The sequence below is a fragment of the Glaciimonas sp. OK215 genome (assembly GCF_057787885.1).
In genome coordinates, this window is record NZ_CM173544.1 from 3,181,103 (window position 1) to 3,207,897 (window position 26,795).

Here is a 26,795-nt window from a genome sequence, read left to right on the forward strand (position 1 = left end):
CGCCCCCAAAAAAATTCGTATAACTGATATTGCCATTTGAAATTGGCGCATTAGATTAGCGGCAGGTATATTGTGCGCAGCAGCGTTAATTTAATAACCCTTTAGGAAGATCATGGCTACCTTTGAAATTTCTGCTTCACCTTCTGCTCTAGCCTGTTCTTTTCTAGGCAAGGCTAACGCAGTGTTGGATACCTTGGGCATTGCCATGGCGATGGCCCGTGTCGTTGACCAGTCTTCTCCTATCACCCGGCACCAAATCAACGAACTGCGGGCGATGGTAAGGTGCAACTTCCGAACCAACGAGTTAGGGTAGTCGAGATCCGCCCAGGTTCAAGTTCTCTAGCATATTTTTCTAGAGCGCCTTTAGGATTGAGCGCCTTGCCGTTGGCGCAGCTTGTTTGGGTAGCGACGCAATTATGACGCAGATAGACGAAGCCGCGCTTCATCGAGAGTAGAGTAAGAGCCAGGGCGTAGTCGGACTATTTCCCTGCCTCTCCTCTCTGAACCGGACTTGCACCTCTCGATGCACGACATGTGGCCGGCCACATCTTGTGGAGTGAAAGTCGCAAGCACGGTTCTGAGGAGGCGGTGGCGCAGGAATACGCTGCTGCTACCCGCCCACCCTCGTTGACAGGGAAAATCCGCCGGCTTAAGGGCGATCAAGAATCCCCGCAGAATTCCATCTCGCCGTCGCTAACGCGATACTACTCCAATATAAATATCAACTGGTTGATTGCTTGCGTCTTGGATTTGACTGCACTACACCTGGCAACGGAAATAATGCGCATGGCCTCGGCAGCGCCGGACTGGGACTTTGGAACAGCAGTCGCTTCGCCAGAAAGAACTGAAAGTACAGCATTCTCTGCATCTGTTGGGTCAGACTTGCTCTGTAGCCTACGTTTTTCGCGATCCGGGCGATTCACTTCCAGAACGTCAATTCCTTGCTCGCGTAGAACGCGAGCAAGGCCTGTGCCTTAGTACCAGTAAGCTCAGTAAGTGTAGAACCCGTGTCCGCTTTTTCGTCCTAGATAACCGGCAGCGACCATCTCTTTCAAGAGTTGGGCCGGGCGATATTTCGGATCGTTGAATCCATCGTAGAACGACTCCATCACGGCCAGCATGGTGTCGAGGCCGATCATGTCCGCGAGTGCAAGTGGTCCGATCGGCTGATTACACCCAAGCTTCATACCATCGTCGATGTCTTCGGCGCTCGCGAGTCCCTCCTGCAGCGCGAAGATCGCCTCGTTTATCATTGGACAAAGAATACGATTGACGACGAATCCGGGGCTGTTCTTCGCCGTGATCGGCGTTTTCCCGATACGTTTCGTAAAGTCTTCGACCTCGGCGTGCGTCTCATCCGAAGTCTGCAGCCCGCGGATCAATTCAACCAGCGCCATGAGCGGAACCGGATTGAAGAAGTGCATACCAATGAATCGATCCGTTCGCGCGGTAGATGCGGCAAGCCGGGTGATGGACAGCGATGAGGTGTTGGTGGCGATAATCGCCCCCGGCTGCATCAGGCTATCGACCTGTTTGAGGATCCGTAGTTTCAGTTCCTCGTTTTCTGTCGCCGCCTCGATCACCAGGTCCATCGGTTGCAGCACGTCGTACTGCGTACTTGTCTTGATGCGAGCCAGCGCCGAGTTTCTATCCGCCGTTAGCAACTTATCCTTCGTTACCAGGCGATCCAGGCTCGCGGCAATGGATGCAACACCTTTCTCCAGCGCGGCCTCGGTGATATCGACCATGACAACCTGCATTCCAGAGAGTGCGCAAACCTGGGCGATGCCATTGCCCATGGTGCCGGCACCGATGACGCCTACCTGTTGAATACCCATATCAGATTCCTTCTTTTTGGTGCTACTCGTTAAACACGCTCGAAAATTGCTGCAATCCCCTGTCCGCCACCGATGCACATCGTCACGAGCGCGTAGCGTCCGCCAATGCGGTGCAACTCGGCTAGCGCCTTCACGGTGATCATTGCGCCGGTGGCCCCGACCGGATGACCCAGCGAAATACCGGAGCCGTTTGGATTCACCTTTTCCGGGTCGAACCCGAGTTCCTGAGCGACTGCACAGGCCTGTGCAGCAAAAGCCTCGTTGGATTCAATCACGTCCAGGTCTGCTACCTGCAGCCCGGTGCGCTGCAGTACCAGGCGGGTTGCCGGGACAGGTCCGATGCCCATGTATCCTGGCTCCACCCCTGCATGCGCGTAACCAACGAGACGCCCTAACGGCTTCAACCCAAGCGAATTGACGCGCTCGCCCGAGGCCAGCACCACTGCGGCGGCGCCATCATTGATGCCGGAGGCATTGCCGGCAGTGACCAGTCCACCTTTTTTGAAAACGGGTTTCATCTGCGCCAAGGCTTCGAGCGTCGTAGCGGATCGGACATTCTCGTCGGTGTCGAACAATATCGTTCCCTTGCGTGTTGCAATCTCAACCGGCACGATTTGTTCTTTAAAGCGCCCCTCGACGATGGCGCGAGCCGCCCGCTGTTGGCTCACCAACGCCAACGCGTCTTGCATCTCGCGCGTGATGCCGTAGCGTGCTGCGACGTTCTCGGCGGTGACACCCATATGAAACCCTTCCCAAGGGTCATGCAAGATGGCGGTCATATAGTCGATCACCTGGACATCACCCATGCGCGCCCCCCAGCGCGCTGCAGGCAGCAGGTATGCACCGCGACTCATGCATTCGGCGCCACCGCCTATCGCGATGCCGGTATCGCCCAGCAAGATAGCTTGCGCTGCCGAGATGATCGCCTGCAAACCGGAACCACACAAGCGGTTGACGTTGAAGGCAGGGACCTCTTTCGGGATACCGGCATCCATGGCTGCCACCCGCGACAGGTAGGCATCTTTCGGCTCGGTTATCACCACATTGCCCATCACCACGTGGCCCACCGCATCCGGGGCTACATTCGACCGTTCAAGCGCTGCGCGCACCGCCGTCGTGCCCAGATGCGTCGGCGCAACATCCTTGAGCGAGCCGCCAAATGCACCGATAGCGGTTCGCGCTGCACCAACAACAAATACTTCACGTTGCATGTCGTATATCTCCGTTAATCAATTTAAGAGCATCCATGTCACTCCTGCCAGGCAGTTTCAGGAAAGTTGAGCAGACTCTCAGCCCCAAGACTGATGGTGGCGGCGAGCATCGGTGCGCGCACCAGCACATGCTGCGCGAAAAAATGCGCTGAAAGTTCCGTCGCCGTGAGTCGATCGTTCGACGACGGATTCTGTAGCACGGCTTGCAGGCGAAGCGCGTGCATCCAACCGCCGCAAACCGTACCCCATAGTTCGAGAAATGGCACGGCGCCGGCATACACTTCGCGTGGCTTGGCTTCCTTCTTTTCCAGAAACCATTGAACGACACCGCGCAAGGCCACGCAGCCGTCGACCAGACGATCAGACAACAAACGTGCGATCACGTGGTCCTGCGCCGCTAGCACCTGCGTGTCGGCGAGAATGCTGTCGATCAGCGAAAAAGCAGCTTCGCCCTCGTCACGCAGTGTCTTGCGTCCAACGAGGTCATTAGCCTGGATCGCCGTGGTGCCTTCGTAAATAGTGATGATGCGGGCGTCGCGATAATATTGCGCCGCACCGGTTTCCTCGATGAACCCCATACCGCCGAACACCTGTAACGCGTCAGTGGTAACCACCTGTGCTGTCTCGGTGAACCACCCTTTCAGTATGGGAATCAGCAATTCCATCCGGCTCGCTGCCGTCTTGCGGGCTTCCAGGGTGGACGCAGAGGAATGTGCGACATCCTTCTGCATTGCGACGTAGAACGCCATTGCACGCATTGCATCTATCTTACTTCTCATAGATAACAGCAGCCGTCGCATGTCTGGATGACGGATGATCGTCTTACCGAGGCTGCCATCTTCTCCGACAGCCTTTCCCTGCACCCGCTCTTGCGCATACGCCAATGCATGCTGGTAGGCGCGTTCGGAGATTGACAGTCCCTGCAGGCCGACCGCAAAGCGCGCCTCGTTCATCATGATGAACATGTATTCCAGGCCGCGGCTTTCTTCGCCGACAAGATAGCCGACCGCACCACTTTTCTCGCCAAACAGCATGACTGCGGTCGGGCTGCCATGAATACCCAGCTTGTGCTCGATCGATGCACAGCGCACGTCATTTTGCAGTCCCAGCGTGCCATCCGGATTGACCAGAAATTTGGGCACCAGAAACAGTGAAATGCCCTTGACCCCTTTCGGCGCATCCGGTGTGCGTGCCAGCACCAGGTGAATGATGTTGTCGGTAAGGTCATGTTCACCGTACGTGATGAAAATCTTCTGCCCGCTGACACGATAGCTGCCGTCAGTCTGACGGACCGCCCGGGTCTGGATAGCCGCCAGATCCGATCCTGCGCCCGGTTCGGTGAGATTCATCGTACCGGTCCATTCGCCGCTGACCAGCTTCGACAAATATACCGTTTTCAATTCATCGCTTCCTGCCGTCAACAATGCCTCCATCGCGCCGTTGGTCAGCATCGGGCAAAGCGCAAAACTGAAACTGGCTGCATGCCACATTTCATCAACAATGGTTGCCATCACCGAACACAATCCCTGGCCGCCATATTGCGTCGGAAAGCGCAAGCCATTCCAGCCGGCCTCACAAAAAGCGCGATAGGTATCCTTGAAACCTGGTGCGGTAACTACGCTGGAGTTCTCCCAACGCGCCCCCTGCGTATCGCCGCCCCGGTTGATCGGGTCGATCATTTCCTTAGCAAATTTACCTGCCTCGTCGGCAATGGCGAGTGCGGTATCAGTATCCAGATCGAACCCACACTGTTGCGCATGCTGGTCGAACCTGAATACGTCCTTGAGCAGAAAGCCGATATCGTTCAGCGGCGCCTTGTATTGACTCATGTTGATTCCGTGTTGTTAGATTAAAAAATTCAAGATTCCGTTACATATCCCGCCGATACTGTCCGTCGACCTCGGACAGCGCGGTGGTGATCTGCCCCAGCCAGCAGAACCGTACTGCGTCCGTCAGTTTTGATGATTAGCTGGATCGCCAGTGCGCGCCGCTCCGATTCATCGGTCGGGGTGGTGATCGCTTCGTCGTACGCGATGGGGTGCCGGCTATTGCAGTTGTCGTAGATCGCGATCAGCGCCTGCAGCGTGGTGCGGATGTCGTTGAAGTCGATTTCCTGCGCATGCAGCGAGCGGCCTAAGCTCTCGATGCAGTATTTCAGCTTCAGGCTGAATTCGGTCGAGAAGATGCAGGTGTTCTGGCTCTGGTCTTCCTTCAGGATGCCGGTCTGCACCGTGCCGCACACGTTCTGCAAGACCCAGGCACGGATCTTGGCGGCCTCGTCGGCAGTCGGCACGCGGCCGTTGTCGCCGCGGAATTTCTCCATTTGCTGGTCGAGCACGGCGTTTATGCACATCGCGAGTATCCTCGGGGCCGGGCCGCTGGTGGTCATCGAAACCGAGGTGGACGGGCTGAACAGGTCGAAACCACCATACTGCACCTTCATATCGTCCAGCGCCGCGATCGAGACGCCGGCGGTAAACCTGGCGACCTCCGCTCCGACGGCCGAGACGACCCCGGTGATCTGATGCCCGGACACTAGGGGGTAACTCGCGTTGCCGCGCGTGCTGCGCGCGTGGTCGATGTCCGAGTGGCAGATACCGGCGCAACCGCATGCACTGCGGTTGACGCCAGCAGGGTTACGGCAACTGCTCGTACGGCGATTCTCAGGAATTGGTGCATGGAAGTTTTCTCGGGATGCTTGCTATATTAATATTCGCAATTACGAACGCAAAATCTTATATGCGATCTTTTAATTTAATCGATAAAGCGCGCAGTGTCAATGGGGCGTCGCATTCACCGGTATTCAGCAAATTCTGAACGAACGATTCCGCTGGCCCCCAGGGCCATCGCATCAAAAGTAGTTTACGATCAGTGACTTAAAAATGTTGTTTTAAACGAATGAGAATTGAGATTTACTGTTGCTCTTGATTATTGAGGACGTAAATGGAAGAATCGATTCTGGCGAAGCTACTCGAGAGCTGTGCTGACATGCCTGATCCAAGGGTTGTTGGAAGAACTGACCACCATTTACTTGATATTTTGGTGTTGAGCGTGTGTGCGGTGGTATGCGGTGCGGATGACTGGGAAGCGATTGAAATGTGGGGAGAAGCCAATTCGGCCACCCGACGTAGAACGCCAGGTGGGTGATAAGCTCGATCAGCTCATCCTGCCAAAGTTAGCGGAGTTCCTGCCGCACTATCCGGACATTAAGGTCGCGATCACCGGTAACTATGGTCTCATCGACCTCGTCGCCGAACCGAGCGCCACGACGTTGGCGTGCGCCTCGGCGATCAGGTGGCAAAAGAAATGATCGCAGTGCGTATCGCGCCGGACTTGCGCATGGCCATCGTCGCGTCTCCGAGCTACGTCTTAAAGCGGCCGTCGCTCCAGGTGCCGCAGGACTTGGCGGTACACGACTGCATTAATCTGCGCCTGTCGATCCATGGCGGCATTTATGCTTGGGAGTTCGGGAAGGATGGACAGGCGCTGAACGCACACGTCGAAGGCCAGTTGGTCTTCAACAGCAGCCTGCCGCTGATCAGGGCGGCACTGGCCGGATTCGGCATGGCCTGGGTCCCCGAAGATAGCTTTGACCCAGCTTACCGCCCAACAGACCTGAACCTGGAATACCAACTCGCACAGTATTTCTCCCGGGCACCTTAAACCCTGTCATTTTCAGCACACTTTCAGGTAGCCGGGCTCCGTGCAGCGAGATCTTTGAAGCCGTCGCGCCGATCTCTTGAAGGTCGCCAGCGGTGAGTTCGACTCTAACCGCCCCAAGGTTTTCTTGAAGACGATGCAGCTTCGTGGTGCCTGAAATGGGTAAACCGGAAACATCCAACTTTCTCGGCTTCACGCACTGCTGTGGTCGGAAGAAAGGAGGTTTCATGATCACCAGGTTGACGATCAAGAAACGGATGCGTGCAACGCTTGCAGCTATTCAGGAAATGCTGATGCGACGCAGGTACGAACCAGTGCCAGTTGTAGGTAGATGGCTGGGCCGAGTGATCAAAGGGCATTTTAATTACCACGCGGTGCCAGGGAACATGTTCCGACTGTCGGGGTTTTTCAGCGAAGGGTGCCGCTCTTGGCTCCACACCCTGTTGCTCAGAAGCCAGAGACATCGACTGCCATGGATCCGATTCAATCGCCTGGTCAAGAAATACTTGCCCCCGTTCCGTGTAGTACATCCATTTCCGTCAGAGCGGTTTCACGTCAAGACCTCTGTCAGGAGCCTTGTGCGATATGTGGTGTCCGGAATTATGTTGTGTCGGCGGCAAATTATTCGTTCTGTACTAACCCGCTGTCGCGGGAGTCGCGGCGCAACCATCGGCAACATGGCGAACGGATCTGACGTATTCGAGTTTTTTCTTGCTGATGCCGATTTCACACGACAACTCTTTTTGCGCAAGGATATGGATGCTGTTCACCGCATTTATTTCCACCTTGCAAAAGGAGTATTGCCATGACACCGCTACGCCAACGCATGTCAGAGGACATGGAAATCCGCAATCTTGCGCTCAACACTCGGCGCTCCTATCTCCAACAGGTTTCGAGCTTTGCCAAGTATTTCCAGCGCTCCCCGGAACTGCTCGGGCCCGACGAAATCCGCGCCTACCAAGTGTACGTCACCAATGAACGCAGGCTCAATCCGGCCAGTCTTCGCTTCGAAAGCTATGCAATGGGAGGTGAACATCATGCGTGACACGACATTTCTGGGACCTTGGGTCCGACGCTTTATGCTGGAACATTTGGTCGGAGAGCGCAATCTCGCCCGTAATACACAGCAAAGCTACCGAGATACGCTGTGCTGGCTTATTCCCTTCGTCTCTGGCCGGCTTCACAAATCCGTGGACCACCTGCAGATGACTGATGTGTCTGCCGACATCGTCAGGAGTTTCCTCGCTGACCTGGAGTCCTTTCGTGGTAGCAGTATTGCTACGCGCAACCAGCGCCTGGCTACCATTCACGCATTGGCCCGTTCCGTCGGAGAACATAGTCCGGAACACTTTGACTGGTGCACGTAATTGCGCTGCATCCCCTACAAGAAGACCACTCAAGCTGTGGTGCAGTACCTTGACAAGGCCGAAATCGATGCGCTGTTGGTTTGCCCCGACCGACGCACCGCGCAAGGACGCCGCGACTATGCTTTGCTGCTGTTTCTCTACAATTCTGGTGCGCGGGCCGATGAGGTTGCCCAGTTGACGATCGGCGATGTCGATATCGCGTCCGCCAGTGTCCGTATCATTGGCAAGGGACGCAAGCAGCGCCAATGCCCGTTGTGGCCGGCGACGGTTTGCGAGTTGTCCGCTTTGATCGCTCAAAGTGCGCCACTGGAGCGGGTCTTCCTTAATCGCTGCACACAGCCAATGAGACGCTTCGGCATCTATGCGCTGGTAGAACGTATTGCCCTCAAGGCCCAAGCCCAAGCGCGGTCGCTGGCGACGAAACGAGTCAGCCCTCACAGGATCCGTCATTCGACTGCTTCACATCTGCTGCGAGCGGGTGTCGACATTAACACCGTGCGCGCATGACTCGGCCACGCTGCCCTCGACACAACCAACATCTACGCCGAGATCGATTTGGAGAGCAAGGCCAACGCGTTGGCCAAATGCGATATCACCGAACAACAAAAAACCAAGAAACGATGGGCAGAGGATCCCAAGTTGATGGCCTTTTTGCACTCAATTTAGCCGAAATTTATGTGGCGTTCCGGCATACGTCTCCTTTATTTTATGGAGAGAACCTCGCGGCGGACGCCACATAATTCTGGAGACCACATATCGCGACATGTACTAACCCGCTATCGCGGTAGTGCCGCCCGCAGGGATCTGTGCGGGCGGCGGGAGGCAACTCCTGTCCCTACCGCGACCCTTAAAATTCTGTGCAAACAGTAAGTGGTTGATTCGCCGATTGATTTTCTATCCCGATTGCCGCACACCTCGTTTTTTTCGCCTCATCACTTCACGAACAGCGCTACACGGCTGACATGTTTATGGCGCCCATGCTTTCGGACGCTGGTTGGCGACAGGACAGCCAACATCCGTTCGCAGTGAACGAAAAGTAGCACAGCGGAAAAAATATTATGCCCAACTCGTCCATCGGTTATCCATGCACCAACACCATGCGAACGTCAACAAACAATGCGATACCACGCGACATCATCGTCATCGAGTTGCTTCATGGCTTCGCCACGATGGATCAAGTAGTTGAAGTGGGCGATGCTTTCTCCAGTTGCCAGGCCGAGCAGGCTGTGATCACCAGGGGTGATCTGCCGCGAAAATAAGGTACTAAAGACGTCTACAGCGCGCTTTGGCTGTTGCAGTACAGTTCGTAGTCGCTCAAGTGCGTTCGCCTGGCTGGATGCGAGGTAATCCAGTCGCTCATGCAAACCGCGAAACGGCTCGTTGTGCGCCGGCAGCACGAGCACATCGTTTGGCACTTCCCGCTTGAGTTTTTCAAGCGAAGCCATCCAGTCCGCCAGCGGATCAGCGTCGGGCTCGGTCGGGAACACTGACACATTCGATGAGATCCGTGGCAGCACTTGATCACCGGAAATCAGGAGCTTCAGATCCGGGCAATACAAGCAGGCATGTTCGGGTGAATGGCCGTTGCCCACGACAACCGTCCATTGGTGATCCCCAATGGTGATCAATTCCTTATCTTGCAAACGCCGATAGCTGTCCGGCAAGGCATGCATCATTTTCCCGAAATTGCCGAATCGCGTACGGTAGTGCTCAATGGCGCCGTCGTCCCAGCCGGCCTTCCGGTAAAAGCGAATGCCATCCTCTGGCGCTTCGCGACCGGTGTCGCCAACGAGCGTTCGGCATGTCAAATATTCCATACGTGTCATCCAAAGCCGACAATCAAATTTGCGTGTCAACCAGCCTGCCATCCCGACGTGATCCGGATGCATATGAGTGACTAGAACGCGCGTCGCTCCGCTACCGAGCGGGCCGGAAAATAGCTTGCGCCACGCCGCGGTGGTATCGCTCGTCTGCAGGCCCGTATCGACTATGGCCCAGCCGTTGCAATCTTCAATTGCCCAGAGATTTATATGCGACAGTGCAAGCGGCATCGGCATCCGTATCCATAGCACTCCAGGTGCCACTTGGTGCGTGGAGCCGGCTTCGGGGGCATCCCCGAACGGATAAACCAGGATGGGTCTATCTTTTCTATTGTGTCCATTTCTTTGGTCAGTCATCGGGATTGCGCCTTGATTTTGAAATTCTGCAGGTTCCAGTGTAAGGTAATTACAGAATAGCGACATTGGGAGTCTGTTGCATTACCTGCCGAGAGTGCGAATCGGTTACATGCGGCCTTACGCTCATCGTGGCGTAATCGTGTTTTCGGGAAAAATTGATACGTAACGCGATCAAAAATCGTTGTGAAACGTGTGTTACCGATCACCGCAATTTGAAATTCCACACAAACGACAAGTGCTTGATTTGTCGACTAATTTTCTTACTAACGCATCGCCAGGTTTTTTTTCACTGGGATCCTTGTCAAATGTCGTGATGCAATTGATAAGGATGTCTTGAATAATAGGGCAAGGCTATACAAAGCGCACAGCGCATATAGTGTTATTTCGATATCGACGTAACGGTAATGCTTAAGAATTTCTGCGATTGCATTGATGATATCGGCAAATGTTTTAGCGAGAAGTTCGCCATAAGGCTTTCTTTATGCCCTCAAACGCCTTGCTACCAAAGGCATCCAATGCAGGGACCTTGTAAATGGTATCGTGCGGCATTTCCGCCCATGTGTGATTGAGAATGGTCTGAATCTGAATTTCGCAACGCATTCCGGCGAACTTTGCATATTCAGGCAATGCCGTCCGCTCCGAACGAAGCGTTATCAGATAGTGATTTGAGATATAAAATTTCGACGCCTCGGCACCGTTTCGCCGGGGATGGTGTCGCTTAACCTCAGTAACCTCAAAGTTGTCATGGAAAATACCTGATAGATTCAGGCGGGTGACATCGCTGTTCGTATAGAAAACGATGCGGCAACCGGCTAAATCCTTGATCTCCGTTCCAAGTTCCTGCGTTGTCGCAATTCCACGCCTTTCAAGCTTTTTGCGCATTTCGAACTTAGGCGGGAACATTTCCAATCGTAGCCACCCCTGGAATGTCCGCACGTGCGGACGCATCGACCAAACGCTGGGAGTTACTTACTATGGTGCCGCCCATCGACGCAATCTTGCTTGCCGCGCCCCAGCGCCTGGATTGAGTCAGCTAATCCGATAAGCAGTCGTACATTGTGAATTGATATATTTCAATCCTGCTTTCGGTCCTTACCATGTTTGGAAATGTCATATGGCGCTCGCACAATTAGTTGTAAAGGGATCCGTACGTGTTGTGGATCTCGGTCATGTTCGTCAGGGTCAGCCTATTTTGATATTTGGGCTGAAATTGCGGGCCGCTCGCGAAAAGCGTATCGATTCGCTAAAGCATCGTATATTGCATGATGCACTGGCAGGTTATGTTCCCTATGGAATTTGCGTGGCGTTGATCCAGCCCATGCGACTTGGCGCTGATCGACGCGCTGCAGTCCGAGGACTTCTATGTTGGGGCCATCGGATCGCGCCGCAACTCCGATCAGCGTCGGCAGCGGCTGCGCGAGCACTTTGCAGGGCCGGCCGGGCTGTACATCGGCAGCAAGACGTCCGCCGAGATCGCGTTGTCGATCTTGACCAACGTGCTGGCGGTGAAGAACAGTGCCCGAATGAGCGCGCCGGTGCCGGTCGCGGCGGGCAAGTCCCGGCCGGTGCGGTCTGACGGCCTGACATGAACACCCGACACCGTCAGCCCGTCCGGGCACGGCCAGCGAGCGCCACTGGCCGCCACCATCCTGGTGGCAGGGCTGGGGCAACGGCAGGCGCACCAATTACTGGTTCCCTGGGGCGCACAATGCCTCCACGACCAGTGCCAAAGCGGGCGAGGCACTGCGGCTGGCGTAATACAGGTGGTGGCCGGGATAAGTTACCGCCCAGTCATCCAGGACCGCCGTCAGACGCCCCAGAGCAATACTTTCGTTGACGATGTCCGCAGGAACCCAGGCCAAACCGTGCCCAGCCAGCGCCGCAGCGACAGTCAACTCTGTCGTGTTGAACACGAGCCGCCCCGTCACATGGGCATTCATACTCTTCCCTCGGCGCTTGAACTCCCAGCTCAACAGCCCGCCGTGGGTCGGCAGGCGCAGGCAAATGCAGTCGTGTTCGGTGAGATCCTGTGGTGTGCGAGGCCGAGGGTGGCGCGCGAAATAGTCGGGGCTGCCGACAACCGCCATGCGCACCGCGATCATGTCCTTGGGCACGTCGGCACCGGGGCGCACGCAATGTCGAATCGGTCGGCAACCATGTCGATGAAGCGGTTGTCGCTGTTGATCTCGATCTTGATGTCCGGGTACTTCGATAGTCACGGCCGCAGCCTCGGCCAGATCAGTGTCTGCACCGCATGTTCCGTCGCCGTGATGCGCACCGTCCCTGCCGGCTTGCCGCGCAGCTCGCCCAGCACGACCAGTTCGGCCTCGATGTCCGCTAAGCGTGGACCCACGGTCAGGTACAGCCGCTCACCCGCTTCGGTGGGCGACACGCCCATTTGCGCGGCTGCGCGGGTAAAGCTGCACTCGCGGCCGACGGCCGCAAAGGCCACCAGGTCGTCGAATCGCGACATTGATTAGCACTTCTTATAAGTCTATGTCAATCCAGCAGTCTAGTCAATTAACAGGGATATGCGTAAAGTTCCTATCACGGACAACCGCAAGTTATCAAACAAGGAATCTGAGGATGATCAAACGCACATTGGGAGCAAGCGGCCTGGAAGTCTCTGCCATCGGACTCGGCTGCATGGGGCTGAGTTTCGCCTACGGTCCCGCGACCGACAAGCAAGAGGCAATCAAGTTGATACGGTCGGCCGTCGAGCTTGGCGTGACTTTCTTCGACACGGCCGAGGCTTATGGCCCGTTCACGAACGAGGAACTCCTCGGTGAGGCCCTGGCCCCGGTCCGTGATGAGGTCGTGATCGCCACCAAGTTCGGCTTCCGGGCCGGCGATTCAACCGCGGGGCTGGACAGCCGGCCGGAGCGCATCAGGGCAGTCGCCGAAGCGGCACTGAAACGGCTGAAAACGGACCGCATCGATCTCTTCTACCAGCACCGCGTCGATCCCCAGGTGCCGATCGAGGACGTGGCCGGCACCGTGAAGGATTTGATCCAGCAGGGGAAGGTCAAGCACTTCGGGTTGTCCGAAGCGGGCGCGCAGACCATACGCCGCGCGCACGCGGTCCAGCCCGTCACCGCGCTTCAAAGCGAATACTCGCTGTGGTGGCGCGAGCCCGAGACGGAGATCCTGCCGACACTTGAGAAACTGGGGATCGGCTTTGTCCCGTTCAGCCCGCTCGGCAAAGGCTTTCTCACCGGTGCCATTGATGAGAGCACCACCTTCGACAATACCGACTATCGCAACACCGTTCCGCGGTTCGCACCGGAGGCCCGCAAGGCGAACCAAGCGCTGGTGGATCTGATCGGCAAGATTTCGTCGCAGAAACATGCAACGCCTGCGCAGGTCGCGCTTGCCTGGCTTCTGGCGCAGAAGCCCTGGATCGTTCCTATTCCCGGGACGACGAAGCTGCATCGCTTGAAAGAAAACGTCGGGGCCACTGCCGTGGAACTTTCCCCGGAGGAGCTTCGCGAAATCAACGATGCCGTATCGAACATCACCGTCGAGGGTGCGCGGTACTCGGCCGACCGGCAGCGGCTCGTCAATCGCTGAGCGTTGGCCTGATCTCTAGCGGTAGGCCGCCGGTAAAGCGGCCGCTCGTGACCACCGTTTTCGTTCAACGAAAGTCGTTGCCAAACCCTGACCTACACAACCTACGGAGATCTGCCCCACCATGAGCACCCTCAACGTCAACGGCCGCGCACACACGCTCGACGCCGACCCCGGCACCCCCATCCTCTGGGCCCTGCGCGACACTCTGGGCCTGACCGGCACCAAGTTCGGTTGCGGCGCTGCGCTGTGCGGCGCCTGTACCGTACATCTGGACGGCCAGGCCATCCGCTCGTGCATTACGCCCATCTCGGCGGCCGAGGGCAAGAAAATCATCACCATCGAATCAGCGACCGATGGCAGTGACCGGGTCGGTGCCGCCGTGCATGCCGCATGGATCAAGCACGACGTGGCGCAATGCGGCTATTGCCAGAGCGGCCAGATCATGAGCGCCACGGGCTTTCTCAAGTCACTGCCCCGCGGCAAGCAGCCGACCGCCGCCGAGATCGACTCGGCCATGGCCGGCAACATCTGCCGCTGCGGCACCTACGCCCGCATCCGCGCGGCGGTGGCCGATGCCGCCAAAACCCTCGCCTGAAAGAACTGCCATGTTGCCCAAATTAGATTACAGCGAAATGCCGCGCGCTTTGCAGCACCTGCTGACCCGAGGACAAACCGACGAAGCCGTCGCGCTTCCGCGCCGCAAGTTCCTCAAGCTGGCCGGTTCTGTCGGCTTGGCAATCGGCGCCTTTCCCCATCTGGCCATGGGACAAGCCACCAATAACGGCCAGGCTGGCAAGCCCCTCAAGCCGACCGAACAACCGTCGGCCTTCGTGCAAATCGCGCCCAACGGAGAGGTCACGGTGACCATCAACCGGCTGGAGTTTGGCCAGGGCGTGCAGACGGCGTTGCCGATGATCCTGGCCGAGGAACTGGACGCAGACTGGAGCCTGGTGCGCAGCCGGAACGGCTCGAACGACGCTGCCTATATCGACCCGAGTTTCGGCATGCACATCACCGGCGGTTCCCATTCGGTCAAGAACAGCTTCACGCAGTACCGCGAGCTCGGCGCGCGCGCCCGGGCCATGCTGCTCGGTGCCGCTGCGGTGCGCTGGAACGTAGACGTGACCACCCTGCGCACGCAGGCTGGCTCGGTGCTGGGTCCGGGGGGCCTCAAGCTGGGTTATGGAGAACTGGCCGAAACCGCCATGGCCCAGCCTGTGCCAGAGAAAGTCATACTGAAGGATCCCAAGGATTTCCGCATCATCGGACGTCCCACCACGCGCATGGATGCCCGGGCCAAGAGCAGCGGACGGCAGGACTTCGGGATTGACGTCCGCCTGCCCGGTCAGCTGACGGCCGTGGTGGCACGTCCGCCGATGTTCGGCGCCAAGCTCGCCTCGGTGGACGACAACGCGGCGCGCGCCGTCAAGGGCGTGAAGGCCGTGCTGCGCGTGGCGCTGGACCGCGGTGCAGAGGGCGTGGCCGTGATCGCCGATGGCTACTGGCCGGCCAAGCAGGGCCGCGACGCGCTGAAGCTGCAGTGGGACACGGCCGCCGTCGAGAAAGTAGACAGCGAACGGCAGTTGGCCCAGTACCGCGCGCTTGCCGGTCAGCCCGGCCCGCGCGCGTTCGACGCTGACATGGCGCCTCTGGCCACCGCACCCCGGCAACTGGAAGCCGAGTTCGTGTTCCCCTACCTGGCCCACGCGGCCATGGAGCCGCTCAACTGCACCGTTGCGCTCACTGAGGGGCGCGCCGAGCTGTGGACCGGCTCCCAGTGCCCTGGTCTGGACGGTGCCGCGGCCGCGCGCGTGCTAGGCATCAAGCCAGAGCAGGTGGTGGTGCATGTGCAGATGGCGGGCGGCGGCTTCGGCCGGCGCTTCTCGAGCGGCAGCGACTTCGTGGTCGAGGCCTGCGAGATCGCCAAGGCCGCCCGAGCCGCCGGCTTGAACGTACCAGTGCGCACGCTCTGGAGCCGCGAGGACGACATGCGGGGCGGCTACTACCGTCCAATGCACTTGCACCGCGCACGCATAGGCTTCGACGAGCGCGGCCAGGTGCTGGCCTGGGACCATGTCATCGTCGCTCAGTCCATCACCACCGGCTCTGTCTTCGAGCAGTTCCAGGTGAAGAACGGCATCGACGCCACGGCAACGGAGGGCATGCGTGGGTCCTACGCGCTGCCGATGCGCCTGACAGTTCATCACCCCAAGCTCAACGTGCCGGTGCTGTGGTGGCGCAGCGTGGGCTCCACCCACACTGCTTTTGTGATGGAGACCTTGCTCGACGAGATCGCGCGCGCCACGAAGCAGGATCCAGTGGCTTACCGTATGCAGCTGTGGGGCGACAAGCAACCGCGCCACCGGGCTGCCCTGCAATTGGCGGTGGACAAGAGCGGATATGGCAAGCAGCGGTTACCCGCCGGACGCGCCTGGGGCGTGGCGGTGCACGAATCCTTCGAATCCGTGGTGGCCTACGTGGTGGAAGCCTCGGTGCGGGACGGTCAGCCGGTGCTGCACCGCGTGACCGCCGGCGTGCACTGCAACCTCGCGGTCAACCCGCGCAGCGTGGAAGCGCAAGTGCAGGGCGCGGCGGTCATGGGGCTGTCGATGTGCCTGCCCGGTTCGGCTATCACGCTCAAGGACGGCGTGGTCGAGCAGAGCAACTTCGGCGACTTCACGGTGGCGCGCATCACCGACATACCGGCGTTCGGTGTCCACATCGTGCCCAGTGCCGAGCCGCCGACCGGCATCGGCGAACCGGGCCTGCCGCCGCTGGCGCCGGCGTTTGCCAACGCGATCGCGCGGCTGACCGACAAGCCGATGCGCCAGTTGCCGTTCAGTGCCGACTTGCTGAGGGTTTAGTCATGCACAGCACCGACCGGCAAGTACTCGATGCCGTACGCCGCTGGGCAAAGGCGGGACACCGCTTCGCCCTAGTCACGGTGGCCCGTACCTGGGGCTCGGCGCCGCGCCCGCCGGGCTCCTTGATGGCTTTGCGCGAAGACGGCCAGGTGCAGGGTTCCGTTTCCGGTGGCTGCATCGAAACCGACCTGATCGAGCGCATGCTCAATGAGGGATTCAATTCGACGTCGCCCTTCCTCCTGAAATATGGCGTGACCAAGGACGAAGCCCACCGCTTCGGCCTGCCCTGCGGCGGCAAGATGGAACTGCTGATCGAACCTGAGCCCGATCTCGCAGCGCTGGAGGAACTCACCGAGCGAATTGCCTGCGGCCAGCTGGTCCGGCGTAATGTCGCCATTGGTCGGGCGGGCACCGAGATCACTGCGGGTTCGGCGGGAGACGTCCTAAACTGGAACGGTTGTACGCTGAGCACCGTGCATGGTCCGGCCTGGCGCCTGCTGATCGTCGGTGCCGGGCAAATCTCCACCTACCTGGCGCAGATGGCGCAGGCGCTGGACTATCAGGTTTTCATCTGCGATCCACGCAGCGAATACGCCGTCGAGTGGGACGTGCCGGGCACGACGCTGCTGTCCTGCATGCCGGACGATGCGACCATCGAGCTGCATCTCGATCCGCACAGCGCCGTGGTCGCGCTGACCCACGATCCGAAGCTGGACGATATGGTACTGCTCGAAGCGCTGAAGTCGCCGGCTTTCTATGTCGGTGCGCTGGGATCGACGGTCAACAGCCAGCGGCGGCGGGAGCGGCTGCTGCAGTATTTCGACCTGACGCAAGCCGAAGTCGGGCGTCTCCACGGACCGGTTGGCCTTGCCATCGGCAGCCGCACGCCGCCGGAGATTGCGGTCGCCGTGCTGGCCGAGATGACCGCGGTCAGAAACGGGATGTGGGCGAAGGAAGGGCTGCGACCAAAGCTGGCATCCGTCGAGGCAGGCTGCAGTGTCGCCTGAGGGCAGGCCGTGTCGCGTGGGATAGTCGGTATCCTCGTTGCCGCCGGTGTCGCCCGTCGGTTCGGCGGCTACAAGCTGATGCATCGCTTGTCCGACGTAGACTTAATCGAAACGTGGAACGGTCAGCGTGACGGTCTGGGTAGCTGCCTATACGGGTGTAATGGCGGCAACAAGGGCAACAGAGGCAAATAACTTTTTCGTGGAGAACTCCTGTTAATAAAAAAAACGGCATTACATAGGGAAATCCGAGTGCGACCAAGACCAGCGCGGCCACGACCCAAAAATGGCTTGTAGGTAGCTCGCACTTGGGGAATCGCGCAGATTTCACCCGGTTTGCAGGCTTGCGCCGGGCGGAAGATGCGCCGCCCAGCGCGTCGGCCGACGGCAACAAGTGGAACATCTATGAGCAAAACCTGATTTCCGAATACCACATTCGTTATGGCAGCAATGGCGGAATCGGGTATTGCCATGTATCCGACAAATACATTGCGCTGATTTGATGCGATTGCCCTGCCGTATCGCCGTCGGATCATGGATAGTTTTCCGTTATACTACACTTTTGTTGAAGCACTAACGTATATTCGCGGGACTCAGTGGCGTCTTGAGCTCGAAATGAAGCAGCAAGACAAACTTTCACATGAACATTCATTGGATGTACATGCCGATAGGCAGACTGTATTCACGCGACCCGCATCGATCACATAATCGGGGAATTGTTCCGCTGAAATAATTCACTCTGATGTTCACGGCAGCATAAAGGAAGATGGGAAATATGGATCAGCACACGTCGGATGTCCGTCCTCAACGCATCCCGGAGAACCATCGTACGGTTGATAGGGTCACACGCATCCTCGAAGAGGTGGTCTATAACCCTGGTATGACGTTCGCCGAACTCGTTCGAGCCCTGGAAGCTCCAAAGAGTTCGATTCACGGATTTATCAGCGGGCTGCTGGCGAAGGGCTGGCTTTACGAGGTGAACCATCGTTTTTATCTTGGCCCCGCAGTTTATAGTCTCACACTCGCGAGTGGTCACATCCGAGCCGGGCTGGTAACGCATTCGGACTTGGTCAAACTGCACGAGGAGTCGGGTTTGGCAGTATTCCTCGGGGTGCCGGCCGGCGATCAGCTCATCTACATCGCGGAAGCAGGGAGCGATGCCTTGGCGGGATTCGAGGCGCGCTCGAACATCCGCCGCAAGCTGTTGGCCACGGCGGGTGGGAAGGCGCTTCTAGCAGCGTGGCCGATGGCCGAGCGGGAGTCGTATCTGCGCCGTCAAAGCGCGGAGGAAGCAGAATTGGTGCGCAAGTTTCTCCAGGAATATGACGAAATTATAAAGACTGGGGTCGCAACGAATACGGGTCTGAGATTCGCAATCGCAGCAACCGTCCGCAATCAGACCGGCGAGGCTGTGGCGTCGATCACACTCGTGGGACTTCCCTCTGATATGAAGCCCCGAGCGGAGAAGTTGCGCGAAATGCTGATGCGGTACGTCGACTCGTGGTCGCAACGCACAATGGTGCCGAGAGAGGCGATCTGACGTCTATCCTCGGCGGCCTGCGAAGCAAGATATACAACTCGTTGTTCGTGCGGCTTGATTTTGCAGCTCGCTGCAGCGACGAAGGCTTCAGTAATAAACTTAACTCCGCTCACATGCCGCTGCCATCCTAAGTGTTGTTGGTGCAATGATTGCTGCATCATCTGCTGGCGACAACTCAAACGGCCTCAGACATTTTGTTAGCGCTTTTTCTTAGTCATGAGAGCTACACTATCCGGGCGTCGACACTCTCTGGGTGTTTGTCTCAGCGATCGGGCTCGCCAACTACGTGATGGTCGTGCTCGACATTTCGGTCGTCATTGCAGCCCTCATGAAACTCGAGCAGAGTCCCAATTTTAGCCAACTGGGCTCAACTGGATGCAGATCTGCCCTCGACACCCCTTAAATACTCGCATAGGTCGCGTCCGTCCCGTTATTGCACGCACTGCAATGTTGGTACGCGCCCGCGCGCTTGTCTATTGACTGGTCGTCCGATTCCCCATGGAAGATATTGCTGCGAGCCGCGCTTCTGAACTGCCAGGATGAGCAGCTTGAGTGGTACATCGAGCACTACGTTGGCTCGGCGCTGACGTTGGAGACCTTCACAGGCGTTCAGATTGCGGATGTCGATCAAACTGGTCTACGTGGGGCCATGAGATTACAACGCCGTCGGAATGGACCTCGATTAGCAGCGACTACTTTGTGCTACCGAAGGTGAAAAGCACCTGATGGTGCTGGACGTTGCCTCGGACTTTAAGGCCAATGGCGGCGACACAGCCCACATGTCGCGCTGGCCATCTTGGCCATCGTCGATGGTGAGATGCAAGGACCTCCCCCTTGTCTGATCACGTGGTCATGCTCCTCAGTGGAACGGGGGCCAGACATCGCTGTGCAACATACATCAGAATTCCAAGTTGACATATGCCCACTTACGGCATATAGTAGTTCGTTAATGCGATCAAGAGTTCGCCATTGCGATTTACTAGGGCGACTCATGAACGACTCCCCAGTCATTATGACCGAGTTTTGTCGCGGCAACTTCACTGACGTGATGCTCAATGAAATGCGGTTGCTGATTCGCACTGAACCGCGTTGCGCCTCTTCCCTCGGCGACTAGTACGCCGCCCGACTGGCAAAGTTCTTGTTCGGTTGGAGGTTTTTTGCGGCTTACCCGTTGATAGACCTACTGTGTCATAAATTTAGCGTAAGCGTCCCCTCCTTCCTGGCAGGAGGAAGAAGCTCTGATTTTTTAACGAAGTAGGACTACCCAGCTGTCTTTGAATCAAAAGAGCGTTGGCCAGGGAGTTTTTTCGCAAAACATGGATGGTGTGATGGCAGCGATCAGTCAACCAAGTAAAGAGCAAGTCAGAGATTGGCTAAAGCATCGTCGACTCAAAACTGAGCCTCCGCCTGGCATTGAAAAGATCCGGCGCGAGTTGGGATGGGACTCGGCTGAAAAGATTAATCCCGCTCCTAGTGCACAAAGCTGTTGCCAACATTCGAGCTACCTGATCGGGCATGACTAATTGTAAGATATTTTGCAACTAGCCTGTTAAACCCAGTTACCGAGCGGCCTTGATAAGTTGGCTTATTTATTACGCACTACACCGGCGTTTACTGACCAAGATAGGGCTTGTCAGTGTCAGCGTTCATTCTCTGAATGATTAACAAATAATTGATATTTTAAAAAAGGAGAACAATCTATGTCTAATTTTTTCGTATTCTGTTTCGACGAAGACTGCTGGGCCGTGCCAGCTTATTTGGAACTACTGCCTTCAGGCCTGATCGAAGACGAGTTCTAACCCGGATTATCCACGGCTCCCTCGCTATTGCAGTACCTCAAGCTGCTGCCAACATTTGAGCTGCTTGATCGGGAACGACTTTCGTCAAAATATGTGGCAACGAGTCTGTTGAGCCCAGTAAAACAATGGGCCTTGAACAGTTGATGGAACCCTAAATTTTTAACACAGTAGGCGGAACTTGGCGAGCAGCGCCTCGGCCTCCTGCAGGTCCGCAGCGTCGAAGCCTTCGGTGAACCAGCCGTAGGTCTCGGCCAACATCTGGCGGGCATCTCCTGGCTTGCCCTGCTGCTGCCACAGCCGGCTCAGGTCCATCACCGCGCGCAGCTCCAGCGATCGGGCGCCCTGCTGGCGGGCGATCGCGATCGCCTGCAGGAAGCAGGCTTCGGCTTGGCCGCCGGGCTCCTCCTCGCGGATCGACTGCAGCAGCGTCAGCCCCCCCTTGAGCCGATACAGCTCCGCCTCGTACACACGCTCTTGCGTTCGCTCCACAATGGCCAGCGCCTCGGCCAGCGTCTTCAGCCCTGCCTCGGCTTGCCCCGCTCTTCCGTAGGCGTCGGCCAGCAGCGCCAGAAAATGCGTCCGCCAAAGTTCCGCCCCGGTAGCGCGGTAGGCGGCCAAGCCCTGTTGCATCCTTTCGATGCCTTCTGCTGCGCGTCCCTGCTCGGCCACCGCCCAGCCCGAAAGAATCGTTCCCCAAGCCAACCAAAACGGGAAGCCGTGCTCGGTCGCGAGGGCGAGGACTGCCTCCGCCAACTCGCGCGTCGGCTGCCCCTCGCGGCGCTCCAGATGAAGCTCGGCGGCGAAGATCAAGGCAACGGCCGAGGCAGGAGGGTGGGACAGGGTCTGCGCCAGAGCGAGCGCCGCCTGGCTGCGTGCGAGGGCTTGATCCGGATAGCCGAGAAGCCACAGGTCTACGGCTAAGACGGCCAGCCCCGCCACGCCGGGCTCCGATCCATAGAAGAAGGCAGGCGAGTGCTGCTGCCCAGGGTCATAGAGGGCCAAGCCCTGCTCCAGCTGCGCGCGCGCAGGCTCCAGCTCGCCGAGGCTGAACAAGCTGGTCCCCAACGCCCGATGGGCTTTTACGAGCAACGCAGGGTCTTGCGCCTTCACGGCCAGCGTCAGGAGCTGCTCCCCCAGTTCGCGTGCGGTCGGCAGCTCCCCGCGGGCCTGATAAAACGTGCGCAGCCCCAGCATGGCAGGGAAGAGCTGGATCGTTTCCCCGAGCGGCCGACACAGCGTCAACGCCCGGGTATAGGTCGCCTCCACTTCCGGGGCCGCGAGTCCCTTGGTGGCCATCCAGGCCGGACCGAGCGTGATCAGGAGAGCGAGTTCCTGTCGTGCGCGCTCGGGAGTGTCGGGCAGGGTCCCGAGCAGAGTCAGGGCAGCGCTGAGGTGCGCGACCGCCTCGGCATCGGCAGAGCGCTGCACCGCCTGGCGCCCGGCGCAATGGAGGTACTCCACTGCCTTTAGTACGTTGCCGCTGCGGCTGTAATGATGCGCCAGCTCGCTGCAGTGCTGATCGAGCTGGGCACCGAACAGGGCTTCGATCGCCTGGGCCGTGCGCTCATGCAGCGCACAGCGCCGCTCGCTCAGCAGCGCCCCGTAGGTCACCTCCTGGGTCAGCGCATGCTTGAAGCTGTACTCCACTTCCGGAAACGCTGGCTGCTCATAGATGAACTCCCGGGCCTGCAGCCGCGCCAGCAGGCTCTTCAGCGTGTCTTCGGGCTGCAGGGCGACGCGCGCGAGCAGGCTCCAGGGAAAGGTCTTGCCGATCACCGCCAGGGTCTGCAGCAGCGCCTTCTCGGCCGTCCCCAGGCGGTCGATGCGGGCGGCGAGCACCCCCTGCACGGTGGCCGGGATGTGCAGGGCGGTCGGGACCCGCTCGATACGGTAATGCCCGCACTCGCCGCGCAGCACCTGCTCCTCGATCAGCGCCTGCACCACTTCTTCGATGAAGAACGGGTTGCCTTCGGCCTGCGCCAGGATCAGGTGCTCGAGCGGGGCGAGCCCGGCGGCGTCGCCCAGCAGGGCTTGCAGCAATTCCCGTGCTTCGGCTTGGCCCAGGGGATCCAGTCGCAACTGGGTGTAATAGCTCTTGTGGCCCCAGTCGTGCCGGTACTCGGGCCGGTAATTGACCAGCAGCAGGATGCGGGCGTTGGCCACGCTCTCGCCGAGAAAGCCGAGGAAGGCCTCGGTCTCGCTGTCGAGCCACTGCAAATCCTCGACGATCAGCTCAAGCGGCTGGGCCAGGCTCTCGCGCACCAGGAGCCGCTTGATTGCCGCGAAGCTGCGCTGCCGGCGAATCTGGGGGTCCATCTGCGCCAGCGCCGCGCCCGGATCGGCGACCCCCAGCAGATAGAACAAATAGGGCAGGCTGTCTTCCAGCGCGCGGTCGAGGGTCAGCAACTTGCCGGTGAGCTTCTCGCGCCGCCGGCGTTCGTCGTCCTGCGGGGTGATCTCGCAGTAGTTCTTCAGCAGCTCGATCAGCGGCAGATACGGATAGGCCTTGCCATGCGAGACCGAGTAGGTCTCCAGCACCAGGCAATCGCGCGGCGCGCGCAGTTTGAACTCATGGCACAACCGCGACTTGCCGACTCCCGGCTCGCCGACCACGCCGACGATCTGCCCGTGCCCGGCCTGTGCCTGCGCGCGCGCTGCACGCAACTGCTCAAGCTCGCGGGCACGGCCGACGAAGCGCGCCAGCCCGCGGCTGGCCGCCACCTGCAGCCGGGTGCGTAGCGGGCCGACACCGAGCACTTCGAAGACGGCGATCGGCTCGGGCAGTCCCTTGATCGGCATCGCGCCGAGCGCCTTGAACGCGAAATAGCCCTCGCTCAGCTTGTAGGTGTATTCGCTCGCGACGATCGAGCCGGGCACCGCGATGCTCTCCATGCGCGAAGCAATATGGATTGAATGCCCCACCGGGTCGTAGTCGGTGTGCAAGTCGTCGGTGCTGATCGCGCGCACCACCACTTCGCCGGAGTTGATGCCGACGCGGATCTGCAGCGCCACCCCCTCCGCAAGACGCACGCGGTCGGCATAGCAGCGCATGGCGTCTTGCATGCGCAGCGCGGCATACAGGGCCCGCTGCGCATGGTCTTCGTGCGCGATCGGCGCGCCGAACAGCGCCAGGATGCCATCGCCCATTGACTTGGCCACATAGCCTTCGTAGTGATGCACGGCCTCCATCATCAGCGCCAGTACCGGGTCGATCAGGCGGCGGGCGTCTTCGGGATCGAGGTCGTGGATTAGCGCGGTCGAGCCGGCCATGTCGGCGAACAGCGCGGTGACCGTCTTGCGCTCGCCATCCGCCGCCCCGCGGGCGTCCATGGCCGCCTGTGCCGCCCGGATGCGCTCGGCCAGGTAGGGGGGCGTGTATTCGATGGGGGCGCTGGCCGCAAGCGCAGCGCTCGTGGGCTGCCCGCTCAACGGCGCGCCGCATTCGCTGCAGAACTTGGCGCTTGCGCTCGCCTCCTGCCCGCAGGCCGGGCAGGCGCGCGCCATCCTGGCGCCGCATTCCTCGCAGAACTTTGCGCCTGTCGGATTCTCGAACCTGCAGCTTGCGCAGCGCATAGGAATTACCCCTACCTCCGCGGGGGTCAAGGTTTAACAGTTACTAAATCGTATCACTTAGACTTACGCAAAAAGCCTCAAAGTGTAACAAGATGTAAATACATCAACCTAAGGAAACGCGGATTTATTCACTTGGGTTTGCCAACCTGTGTGGTCGCGATGCGCGAAAGAAACGTACGCAAAACCCCGCTTGACACCCGTCTTTGACCGGCCTAATATAATCATATACACGAACAACAGTTCATAGTTACGAACAAAACATGAGCGAGACAAAACACAGCCGACTAATCATCCTCGGTTCGGGGCCAGGCGGGTACACCGCCTGAGAGTTGATACCAAAATTACACCGCAGTATGAGGACACTATCTCGACTATCACCGTTTCACCCGCAAACAGGTGGCGCTGTCGGGCGAGCGGCAGCAATTGCAGGAAGCCCGGCGCATGCTGAGCTCTGCCAGCAAAAGCTCGGAGTTCGAGGTGATTGACGCGGATCGCATCGACGAGGCTTATCGTCGTCTGCTCGCGGGCAAGGTCCAGTTTCAGTTCATTATCGACAACAATACACTGACGAAAGTAAAAACATGTCCAACTTCCTGAGCTACGAACAAGACGGCCCTGTCGTCACGCTGACGATGAACCAACCGGAACAGCGCCCCCCCCTGACCGGCAACACCGCGGTGGCGGAGTTTCTCGCCGCGCGGGGGAAATAGGTACCATGGACCATCGCGAGAAGCTTGTCCCGATGGTGGTGGCGCTGCCGTTGTTCCTGCAGAATGTCGACTCCTCGATCATGGGGACCGCGCTGCCAACCATCGCGGACGCGCTGCACGTCAATCCGCTGCGCCTGAACCTTGCGATCACCTCCTACCTGATCAGCTTAGCCATCTTCCTGCCGGCGAGCGGCTGGATCGCTGATCGCTTCGGTCCGCGGCGTGTGTTCTGCGGCGCGATCGCGCTGTTCTCCGTCGCCTCCGGCCTCTGCGGGTTGGCGACTTCGCTCGAGATGCTAGTCGCATGCCGTGTGCTTCAGGGCATGGGAGGAGCCATGATGGTGCCGGTGGGGCGACTCATCCTGCTCCGCAGTGTCACGCCCCGTTCCATGGTTGCGGCCATGGTGTGGTTCACCGTGCCCCCGACGTTCGGCCGCATGATCGGCCCTCTCGTCGGCGGCATCACCGTTACGTGGGTCTCCTGGCGCTGGATCTTCCTGATCAATGTCCCCCTGGGCATCCTCGGCATCGTGCTCGCGCTCGCCCTCCTTGATGCGGACGAGGCCGCGCAGGATCCGCCGTCGTTTGACGCCATCGGCTTCGTTCTTCTCGGGATCGGGCTGGCAAGCTTCCTCGCGGCGCTCGAGGGTGCCAGCTCGCAACTTCTGCAGCGCTCGGCTTCGACGGCATTCGCGGCGTTCGGCATCGCGTGCCTGATTGGTTACTGGCTGCACAGCCGACGGGTCGCCGAACCCTTAATTGAGCTGCGGATCATCCGGCACCCGACCTTCTTCGCGTCGATCGTTGGCGGCAGCCCCCTGCGCCTGGCGATCGGCGCAGTTCCCTTTCTCCTGCCGCTACTGCTCCAGCTTGGCTTCGCCTTGTCGCCGCTCGATTCCGGACTGCTCACGATGGGAACGGCGATTGGAGCGATGGCGACCCGCGCCGTTCTCGCCCGAGCCATACGCAAGGTCGGATTCCGGCCGTTGCTTATTGGAGCGACCGTATGCTCGAGCCTGTGCTACTTGCTCTATGCCAGCTTCAGTAAAAGCACCTCTCACGGACTGCTCTTTGCCGCGTTTGCCGCAGGCGGGCTGGTGATGTCGCTCGTGATGACGTCGCTGCAGACCCTTACATTTTCGGAAATCCCCAAGCCCCTGATGGGCCAGGCCACCGCCCTCTCGACGATGGCCCAGCAGCTATCCTTCAGCCTGGGCGTCATGCTCGCCGTTGAATTGCTGAGCGTCTCTGTCTGGTGGCGCAAGGGGAACCCGTCCGAGTTGCTGGCCAGCGACTTTCCGCTGGCGTTCCTTTTCATGGCGGCGGCCGTGCTGGTCGCGCTGTTCTTCTTTCTGCGTCTGCCTGTGAACGTCGGGGTCGAGTTCCGCGACGCCCAGAGCGAGTGATGAGTCTTATGGTTTATTTCTTAACAATCAACGACTTACCAATTTAACTCAGAGCGTATTTTTCTTTAAAATCAAT

21 protein-coding genes and 7 pseudogenes are annotated in these 26,795 nt (G+C 58.9%); 18 read left to right on the top strand and 10 right to left on the bottom strand.

Features of this window, described 5'->3' with window-relative positions; translation table 11 throughout:
* The first annotated feature begins 112 nt into the window (after positions 1-112).
* Entirely contained in the window at positions 113-313 is a 201-nt protein-coding gene (locus tag AC3CHX_RS14385) for a hypothetical protein (protein ID WP_488644671.1), read from the top strand.
* A gap of 397 nt (positions 314-710) precedes the next feature.
* Here the strand turns inward: AC3CHX_RS14385 and AC3CHX_RS14390 are convergent.
* The 5 genes and pseudogenes from AC3CHX_RS14390 to AC3CHX_RS14410 all read right to left on the bottom strand — a co-directional run.
* Positions 711-974: pseudogene (locus AC3CHX_RS14390) on the bottom strand (IS110 family RNA-guided transposase); the annotation flags it as partial.
* A gap of 15 nt (positions 975-989) precedes the next feature.
* Positions 990-1,838 carry a 3-hydroxybutyryl-CoA dehydrogenase gene (locus AC3CHX_RS14395; RefSeq protein WP_488644672.1) on the bottom strand — a complete coding sequence of 283 codons (849 nt, stop codon included), beginning with the start codon at positions 1,836-1,838 and terminating at the stop codon, positions 990-992.
* 29 nt (positions 1,839-1,867) lie between these two features.
* A complete protein-coding gene (locus AC3CHX_RS14400; protein WP_488644673.1) occupies positions 1,868-3,049 on the bottom strand; it encodes an acetyl-CoA C-acyltransferase family protein in 1,182 nt (393 codons plus the stop codon).
* 38 nt (positions 3,050-3,087) lie between these two features.
* Positions 3,088-4,878, bottom strand: coding sequence for an acyl-CoA dehydrogenase (locus AC3CHX_RS14405; RefSeq protein WP_488644674.1), 1,791 nt, complete (start codon positions 4,876-4,878; stop codon positions 3,088-3,090).
* A 122-nt stretch (positions 4,879-5,000) separates the two neighbouring features.
* Positions 5,001-5,720, bottom strand: a pseudogene (locus tag AC3CHX_RS14410) (methylmalonyl-CoA mutase family protein); the annotation flags it as partial.
* A 317-nt stretch (positions 5,721-6,037) separates the two neighbouring features.
* Here AC3CHX_RS14410 and AC3CHX_RS14415 point away from each other — a divergent pair.
* The 7 genes from AC3CHX_RS14415 (at position 6,038) to AC3CHX_RS14445 (ending at position 8,583) form a co-directional block, all read left to right on the top strand.
* Positions 6,038-6,196: a transposase family protein gene (locus AC3CHX_RS14415; RefSeq protein ID WP_488644827.1), complete on the top strand. Its 159-nt coding sequence runs from the start codon at positions 6,038-6,040 to the stop codon at positions 6,194-6,196.
* Complete coding sequence (locus AC3CHX_RS14420) at positions 6,189-6,359, top strand: hypothetical protein (protein WP_488628763.1); 171 nt, start codon at positions 6,189-6,191, stop codon at positions 6,357-6,359. Before AC3CHX_RS14415 ends, AC3CHX_RS14420 begins: the two co-directional genes overlap by 8 nt.
* Positions 6,344-6,712: a LysR substrate-binding domain-containing protein gene (locus AC3CHX_RS14425; RefSeq protein ID WP_488628764.1), complete on the top strand. Its 369-nt coding sequence runs from the start codon at positions 6,344-6,346 to the stop codon at positions 6,710-6,712. Before AC3CHX_RS14420 ends, AC3CHX_RS14425 begins: the two co-directional genes overlap by 16 nt.
* A 224-nt stretch (positions 6,713-6,936) precedes the next feature.
* The gene (locus AC3CHX_RS14430) at positions 6,937-7,518 is read left to right on the top strand and encodes a hypothetical protein (RefSeq protein WP_488628765.1); all 582 of its coding nucleotides are present in this window, start codon (positions 6,937-6,939) and stop codon (positions 7,516-7,518) included.
* Complete coding sequence (locus AC3CHX_RS14435) at positions 7,515-7,754, top strand: phage integrase N-terminal SAM-like domain-containing protein (RefSeq protein ID WP_488628766.1); 240 nt, start codon at positions 7,515-7,517, stop codon at positions 7,752-7,754. Before AC3CHX_RS14430 ends, AC3CHX_RS14435 begins: the two co-directional genes overlap by 4 nt.
* Positions 7,747-8,076: a site-specific integrase gene (locus tag AC3CHX_RS14440; protein ID WP_488628767.1), complete on the top strand. Its 330-nt coding sequence runs from the start codon at positions 7,747-7,749 to the stop codon at positions 8,074-8,076. Before AC3CHX_RS14435 ends, AC3CHX_RS14440 begins: the two co-directional genes overlap by 8 nt.
* The gene (locus tag AC3CHX_RS14445; RefSeq protein ID WP_488628768.1) at positions 8,077-8,583 is read left to right on the top strand and encodes a tyrosine-type recombinase/integrase; all 507 of its coding nucleotides are present in this window, start codon (positions 8,077-8,079) and stop codon (positions 8,581-8,583) included.
* 599 nt (positions 8,584-9,182) lie between these two features.
* Here AC3CHX_RS14445 and AC3CHX_RS14450 read toward each other — a convergent pair.
* The gene (locus AC3CHX_RS14450) at positions 9,183-10,253 is read right to left on the bottom strand and encodes an MBL fold metallo-hydrolase (RefSeq protein ID WP_488628769.1); all 1,071 of its coding nucleotides are present in this window, start codon (positions 10,251-10,253) and stop codon (positions 9,183-9,185) included.
* A 450-nt stretch (positions 10,254-10,703) separates the two neighbouring features.
* Positions 10,704-11,156 carry a hypothetical protein gene (locus tag AC3CHX_RS14455; RefSeq protein ID WP_488628770.1) on the bottom strand — a complete coding sequence of 151 codons (453 nt, stop codon included), beginning with the start codon at positions 11,154-11,156 and terminating at the stop codon, positions 10,704-10,706.
* Between the two features lie 419 nt (positions 11,157-11,575).
* Here AC3CHX_RS14455 and AC3CHX_RS14460 point away from each other — a divergent pair.
* Positions 11,576-11,842, top strand: a pseudogene (locus AC3CHX_RS14460) (XdhC family protein); the annotation flags it as partial.
* A 96-nt stretch (positions 11,843-11,938) separates the two neighbouring features.
* Here AC3CHX_RS14460 and AC3CHX_RS14465 read toward each other — a convergent pair.
* Positions 11,939-12,726: pseudogene (locus AC3CHX_RS14465) on the bottom strand (LysR family transcriptional regulator).
* A gap of 113 nt (positions 12,727-12,839) precedes the next feature.
* On the opposite strand from AC3CHX_RS14465, the gene AC3CHX_RS14470 reads away from it, so the two are divergent.
* The 4 genes from AC3CHX_RS14470 (at position 12,840) to AC3CHX_RS14485 (ending at position 17,694) form a co-directional block, all read left to right on the top strand.
* The gene (locus AC3CHX_RS14470) at positions 12,840-13,823 is read left to right on the top strand and encodes an aldo/keto reductase (protein ID WP_488628771.1); all 984 of its coding nucleotides are present in this window, start codon (positions 12,840-12,842) and stop codon (positions 13,821-13,823) included.
* A 121-nt stretch (positions 13,824-13,944) separates the two neighbouring features.
* On the top strand, positions 13,945-14,418 hold the full coding sequence (locus AC3CHX_RS14475; RefSeq protein ID WP_488628772.1) for a (2Fe-2S)-binding protein: 474 nt from the start codon (positions 13,945-13,947) through the stop codon (positions 14,416-14,418).
* A 10-nt stretch (positions 14,419-14,428) separates the two neighbouring features.
* Positions 14,429-16,687, top strand: coding sequence for a xanthine dehydrogenase family protein molybdopterin-binding subunit (locus AC3CHX_RS14480; protein WP_488628773.1), 2,259 nt, complete (start codon positions 14,429-14,431; stop codon positions 16,685-16,687).
* A 2-nt stretch (positions 16,688-16,689) separates the two neighbouring features.
* Positions 16,690-17,694, top strand: coding sequence for an XdhC family protein (locus tag AC3CHX_RS14485; protein ID WP_488628774.1), 1,005 nt, complete (start codon positions 16,690-16,692; stop codon positions 17,692-17,694).
* 220 nt (positions 17,695-17,914) lie between these two features.
* Here AC3CHX_RS14485 and AC3CHX_RS14490 read toward each other — a convergent pair.
* A pseudogene (locus AC3CHX_RS14490) lies at positions 17,915-18,065 on the bottom strand (mercuric transporter MerT family protein); the annotation flags it as partial.
* On the opposite strand from AC3CHX_RS14490, the pseudogene AC3CHX_RS14495 reads away from it, so the two are divergent.
* Positions 18,063-18,188: pseudogene (locus AC3CHX_RS14495) on the top strand (Tn3 family transposase); the annotation flags it as partial. The pseudogenes AC3CHX_RS14490 and AC3CHX_RS14495 overlap by 3 nt on opposite strands.
* A 278-nt stretch (positions 18,189-18,466) precedes the next feature.
* The gene (locus AC3CHX_RS14500) at positions 18,467-19,231 is read left to right on the top strand and encodes an IclR family transcriptional regulator (protein WP_488628775.1); all 765 of its coding nucleotides are present in this window, start codon (positions 18,467-18,469) and stop codon (positions 19,229-19,231) included.
* 1,958 nt (positions 19,232-21,189) lie between these two features.
* Here the strand turns inward: AC3CHX_RS14500 and AC3CHX_RS14505 are convergent.
* Positions 21,190-24,603: an adenylate/guanylate cyclase domain-containing protein gene (locus AC3CHX_RS14505; RefSeq protein ID WP_488628776.1), complete on the bottom strand. Its 3,414-nt coding sequence runs from the start codon at positions 24,601-24,603 to the stop codon at positions 21,190-21,192.
* Positions 24,604-25,044: 441 nt separating this feature from the next.
* Here AC3CHX_RS14505 and AC3CHX_RS14510 point away from each other — a divergent pair, with 441 nt between their 5' ends.
* From AC3CHX_RS14510 to AC3CHX_RS14520, 3 genes and pseudogenes are all read left to right on the top strand, one after another.
* A complete protein-coding gene (locus AC3CHX_RS14510; RefSeq protein WP_488628777.1) occupies positions 25,045-25,200 on the top strand; it encodes a hypothetical protein in 156 nt (51 codons plus the stop codon).
* A pseudogene (locus AC3CHX_RS14515) lies at positions 25,185-25,301 on the top strand (enoyl-CoA hydratase); the annotation flags it as partial. The gene AC3CHX_RS14510 and the pseudogene AC3CHX_RS14515, both read left to right, overlap by 16 nt.
* Before the next feature lie 17 nt (positions 25,302-25,318).
* Positions 25,319-26,719, top strand: a complete 1,401-nt coding sequence (locus AC3CHX_RS14520) for an MFS transporter (protein WP_488628778.1) — start codon at positions 25,319-25,321, stop codon at positions 26,717-26,719.
* Positions 26,720-26,795 lie beyond the last annotated feature (76 nt).